The sequence below is a fragment of the Bradyrhizobium sp. genome (assembly GCF_030693485.1).
GTDB lineage: Bacteria > Pseudomonadota > Alphaproteobacteria > Rhizobiales > Xanthobacteraceae > Bradyrhizobium.
Map to the genome: position 1 here is coordinate 1 of NZ_JAUYAN010000288.1, position 2,510 is coordinate 2,510.

The window sequence follows — 2,510 nt, forward strand, 5'->3', positions numbered from 1 at the left end:
TCCGCCACGGCATCACCGACTGGAACCGGCAGGGCCGGTTTCAGGGCCTGACCGATATTCCCTTGAATGACGAGGGTATCGCGCAGGCGCAGGCGACCGCCCGCCGGCTCCGCGATATCAGGTTGGACTACGTGGTCAGCAGCCCGCTGATCCGTGCGGTGAAGACCGCCGAAATCATCGCCACGGCGTCAGGAAAATCGGTCGCGGTCGACGCCGGTCTGATCGAATGCGATTTCGGCAGCTTCGAAGGACGCCCGATATCCGAGGTGATGGACGAACACGGCATCACCGCGGTGGAAGCGCTCGCCACCATCCTTCCCGATGACGGCGAGCCGTGGCCGTCCGTCTCCAGCCGTTCTCTGAGTTGTGTCGACCAATGGCTCGACCGCCATCCGCAGGCCACCATGCTGTTCGTCTGCCATGACGCGGTCATGCAGTCGATGTCGGAAGCATTGTGCAAGAGATGGTTCAACAACCGTCACGGCACGCCGTTCAGGTTCGCGCGGGCGGGCGAGGCGTGGACGCTCGAGGAACTATAATGACTCCGCCTAGCCCTTCCCTTGGCCGCGCATGAAATCGAAATCGCAGCCTTCGTCGGCTTGCAGGATGGTCTCGTTGAACAGGTGCGCGTAGCCGCGCCTGGCCCAGTCCGGCGTCGTTGCGGGCGTCAGCGCGGCCTGCCGCTTGGCAAGCTCGGCGGCATCGACCAGCAGATCGATGCTGCGTTTGGCGACGTCGAGCCGGATCATGTCGCCGTTCCGCACCAGCGCCAGCGGGCCGCCGACAGCGGATTCCGGCGTGATGTGCAGCACGATGGTGCCGAACGCGGTGCCGCTCATCCGCGCGTCGGAAATCCGCACCATGTCCTTGACGCCGCCGCGCGCGAGCTTCTTCGGGATCGGCAGATAGCCCGCTTCCGGCATGCCGGGCGCGCCTTTGGGGCCGGCATTGCGCAACACCAGCACGTCGTCGGCGTTGACGTCGAGATCGGGATCGTCGACCCGCAGCGTCATGTCTTCGACGGATTCGAACACTACGGCGCGGCCGGTATGCTGCAGCAGTTTTGGACTGGCCGCCGAATGTTTGATGACGGCGCCGCGCGGCGCGAGATTGCCGTGCAGCACCGCCATCGCGCCCTCTCGCTTGATCGGACTGTTTCGCGCACGGATCACATCCTGTCCCGGTACGTCCTCGGCGGCGGCGACGACGTCGCGCAAGGTCGCACCGGTGATGGTTTTGGCATCGAGGTCGATCAGGTCGCCGAGCTGCGCCATCAGTTTCGGCAGGCCGCCGGCATGATGAAAATGCTCCATGTAATGATCGCCCGACGGTTTCAGGTCGATCAGGACAGGCACCTCGCGGCCGAGTTCGTCAAAGCCTTCGAGATCGATGCGATGCTCGGTGCGGTTGGCGATCGCGGTGAGATGGATGAGCCCGTTGGTCGATCCGCCGATCGCCTGCAGCACGACCTGCGCGTTGCGGAACGAGGCCTTGGTCAGGAACTCGCTGGGCTTCGGCCCCTTGGCCTTCGCCATCTCGGCGGCGACCTTGCCGCTGGCCTCGGCGGAACGGAAGCGCTCGGCATGCGGTGCCGGAATCGTCGCGCTCATCGGCAGCGACAGGCCCAGGGTTTCGGTGATGCAGGCCATGGTCGAGGCGGTGCCCATCACCATGCAGGTGCCGACAGACGGCGCGAGCCGGCCGTTGACCGCCTCGATCTCGATGTCGTCGATTTCGCCGGCGCGGTATTTTCCCCACAGCCGCCGGCAATCGGTGCAGGCGCCCAGCACCTCGCCCTTGTGATGCCCGACCACCATCGGTCCCACCGGAATGACGACGGTGGGCAGATCGGCGCTGAGCGCGGCCATGATCTGCGCCGGCAAGGTCTTGTCGCAGCCGCCGATCACGACGACGGAATCCATCGGCTGGGCGCGGATCATCTCCTCGGTGTCCATCGCCATCAAATTGCGCAGATACATCGAGGTCGGATGCGCGAAACTCTCGGCGATCGAGATGGTCGGAAACACCATCGGCATCGCGCCCGCCAGCATCACGCCGCGCTTCACCGCCTCGATGATCTGAGGGACGTTGCCGTGACAGGGATTGTAGTCGCTGTGGGTATTGGTGATACCGACAATCGGACGGTTCAGCGCATCGTCGGAATAGCCCATCGCCTTGATGAAGGCCTTGCGCAGGAACAGCGAAAAGCCGGCATCGCCGTAACTGGTCAAACCCTTGCGTAGCCCGTCGGCCATCGTGTTAATTCCTTTCGTTTCCTCACTTATGAAGTCCGCAGAATTATTGTCAATCTTTGATAATCAAGACGAGCAGATCCCCAGAAACGACAGGCCGAAACCATCATTATTGACAATGATTGCGGTGCTGTGCTGACTTCGGCCATGATCCCAAGTGAGCGCCCATGAGCACACAGGTAGCGTCACCGGAAACGTCCCCGCTCTCGCGCGAGGAAGAACAGGCCGACGTGATCCGCCGGCTGGAGGAGGACATCA

The 2,510-nt window shown here is 63.5% G+C and carries 2 protein-coding genes; one reads left to right on the forward strand and one right to left on the reverse strand.

All coding sequences use genetic code 11. The features are described 5' to 3' along the window. On the forward strand, positions 1-539 hold a 539-nt coding region (locus Q8N40_RS20890), incomplete at its 5' end, for a histidine phosphatase family protein (protein WP_305713144.1). 9 nt (positions 540-548) lie between these two features. On the opposite strand, the gene Q8N40_RS20895 is transcribed toward Q8N40_RS20890, so the two are convergent. Further along, positions 549-2,255, reverse strand: a complete 1,707-nt coding sequence (locus tag Q8N40_RS20895; protein WP_305713145.1) for an IlvD/Edd family dehydratase — start codon at positions 2,253-2,255, stop codon at positions 549-551. Positions 2,256-2,510: the final 255 nt, after the last annotated feature.